Annotated in this window: 4 protein-coding genes; 2 read left to right on the top strand and 2 right to left on the bottom strand. The window is 66.5% G+C overall.

All coding sequences use genetic code 11. The annotated features are described in order from the left end of the window. The coding region (locus AC1D00_RS35000; protein WP_477013823.1) for an FAD-dependent monooxygenase at window positions 1-727 on the bottom strand (727 nt) is incomplete at its 3' end. 19 nt (window positions 728-746) lie between these two features. Beyond that, on the bottom strand, window positions 747-992 hold the full coding sequence (locus AC1D00_RS34995) for a zinc-finger domain-containing protein (protein WP_008140025.1): 246 nt from the start codon (window positions 990-992) through the stop codon (window positions 747-749). Between the two features lie 333 nt (window positions 993-1,325). Here AC1D00_RS34995 and AC1D00_RS34990 point away from each other — a divergent pair, with 333 nt between their 5' ends. Beyond that, window positions 1,326-2,462: a hypothetical protein gene (locus AC1D00_RS34990; RefSeq protein ID WP_477013822.1), complete on the top strand. Its 1,137-nt coding sequence runs from the start codon at window positions 1,326-1,328 to the stop codon at window positions 2,460-2,462. 35 nt (window positions 2,463-2,497) lie between these two features. Next, the coding region (locus tag AC1D00_RS34985) for an alpha/beta fold hydrolase (RefSeq protein WP_477013821.1) at window positions 2,498-2,799 on the top strand (302 nt) is incomplete at its 3' end.

Below are 2,799 nucleotides of genomic sequence, written 5' to 3'. Positions count from 1 at the left end.
AGCCCGGCCTGTTCCAGGTGCCGGGCAGTACCGCGACCACGTTGATCTGGCGTCCGCCCGCGATCGGATAGGCGACGAGGTGGGCGTTCGGGCCCATCCAGAGCTGGACCCGGCGCGCGGTGTAGTCCTTCGGCAGCTGCGTGGCATCGAGTGTACCGCGCCAGGCGATCAGCCCGGAGAAGCGCGGCTGGATCTCGGGAAACAGATGCTGGCGTACCGTCGACCAGATGCCGTCGGCGCCGATCAGCGCGCTGGCGAGATCGCTGCGGCGGATCGTGCCACTGCGATGGACGACGGTCAGGCCCTTGGCGTGAGGCGCGACGTCTTCGTAGGTCGCACCCAGCTTCAGGTCGATGTCGGGATGGTCGGAGACTGCGCCGGCCAGCGCGGATTGCAGGTCGGCACGGTGCACCACCCAATAGGGGGCGCCGGCGCGCATGGATGCCGCTTCACCCAGTGGCATGCGCAGGAGTTCGCCGCCGGCCCGCGCACTCATGATCGAGACCGCCTCCGGGACGACGGCGCGCAGCTTGAGCCGTTCGGTCAGGCCGAGCTCGACCAGCACGCGGCTCGCATTGGGGGAGAGTTGCAGGCCCGCACCGACTTCCTCGAGGCGCTCGGCCTTTTCCAGCACGACGATGCGGAAGCCGCGCGACGCCAGCGCAAGCGCGGCCGTCAGGCCACCGATTCCGGCACCGGCGATGACAATCGTTCGGGAGAGCGCCACCCCTGACCGGTGGACGCGGTCAGGCCACCTTGTCCTTCAGGACACATTCCGGCGGTCGGGCTTCGCCGGCCTTCAGGTCGGTCGCGAAGCGGTACAGCGTCGAGCAGTAGGGGCAGATGATCTCGTTGTCGTTGCCGAGGTCGAGGAAGACGTGCGGATGATCGAACGGAGGGTTGGCGCCCACGCACATGAACTCTTGCGAGCCGATCTCGATGACGGGAACACCGGCATCGTTATGGAAGTGCGGGACGACATGGTCGGACATCGTAGTTCATCCTGGAGTGGCAATGGCGGCAGACACAATCAAAAACTGACGCGGCATCTTTGAGGCGCCGCGGACCATACTGGCGGGTGCAGATGATTGCTAGTCCAGCGGAACCGAAAGCTCCGCAATTGCCCCATGCTCATTTGCTCATGCAAATTCGACACAATCTTGCGGCCTGAGAGAAGCCCTTCTTTCGTCGGGGACGTTGTGTCGCAATTTTGGCATACTATGTCTGTGGACGTGCAATTGCGGCAAAAGACCAACCATCAGGCGCAAACGATCTAGGCAAACGATCTAGCTAGGCAAACGATCTAGGAAGTCCGGGCTCTTGGCATGAAGTGGCTGCGAATCAGCACAGCGTTGACCGGCATCGCCGCATGCAGCTTCATGCTCGCACAGGTCGCGCCGCACGCCCGCGAGGCCGGCGCGATTTTCGCCGCCCAGGACGATCCGGCCGCGTTGTCCGAGCTGAAGCTCGACGCCGTTCTGCGGCACAACGACCGTCTGGTTCAGGACAATATCGAGGCTGCGCTCGCCGCTGATGATGCCGATCTCGCCGACAGTTTTGTTGCGCTGGCGCGTGACCGCAACATCGCGCTGCCCGACGACCTCCTGAGCCGCGTAAGCGATGCGGTCAAGGCCGAACACTCCACCTCGCATTTCGCCAAGCGCTTCGCCACCGGGCTCGTCACCGGCAGCGCCGACGATGTTGCGAGCCTGTCCGGAACGGTGGCCGGCGATCTCTTCGTGATCGGCGACGTCAGGGACGTCGTGCGCGAGGGCAAGCATCTCGCCATGGGCGAGGACACCGATCGCCTGGTGCTGGGCCTTGCAGCCGCGGGCCTTGTGGTGACGGCGGCAACCTATGTGTCCGTCGGCGGCGCCGCGCCCATGCGCGCCGGCCTGACGCTGGTGAAGGATGCGCGGAAAGTCGGGCGGCTCGGCGAGGGCCTCGCGGCCTGGGCCGGCCGGTCCGCGCGCGAGGTCGTCGACACGCCGATGCTCCAGAACGCGGTGGCGTCCGGCTCGGTGCTGCGGCCGGGCCAGACCGTGAGCGCGATCAAGGCCGCGTTCCGGGCCGAGAAGGCCGGTGCCCTGGTCCGGCTCGGCAAGGACGTCACGCGCGTTGCCGAGAAGACCGGCACGCGCGGCGCCATGGACAGCTTGCGCATCGCCGAAGGCCCCAAGGACGTCGCGCGCGCGGCGCGGCTTGCGGAAGCGCAGGGCAGCAAGACCCGCGCGATCATGAAGCTCCTGGGCCGCGGCGCGCTGCTGCTCGTCGCCGGCGCGTTCGATCTTGCGCTCTGGCTGCTCGGTGCGGCGCTGACGCTGTTCGGCCTGTTGTCCTCGATCAAGGCCACCACCGAGCGCCTGACGCAAGCCTGGTGCGATCGCAGACGGGCGCGGCGGCTTCGCCGGGCGCAGGTCGCCGCCGAAGCCGCTCTGGCAGGCGCGGCCGGTACGGCCTAAAATCAACCCTTCCCCTCAAGACCGCGGAATATCTGATGCCGAGCTTTCACAACGGCGCCGTTGAAATTGCCTATCTCGACGAAGGCGAGGGCGATCCGATCATCCTGGTGCACGGCTTTGCCTCCAGCAAGAACGTGAACTGGGTCTATCCGACCTGGGTCTCGGAGCTGCGCAAGAACGGCCGCCGTGTCATCGCGCTCGACAATCGCGGCCATGGCGAAAGCGCAAAGCTCTACGAGCCCGCGCAGTACTCGATCCCGACCATGGCCGGCGACGTGCTCGCGCTGATGGACCATCTCGCCATCCCGCAGGCCGACATCATGGGCTATTCGATGGG

The sequence above is a fragment of the Bradyrhizobium sp. P2_E8 genome, assembly GCF_056403875.1.
Note: the sequence above shows the minus strand (reverse complement) of the source record. Positions and strands in the feature narration are given on the sequence as shown.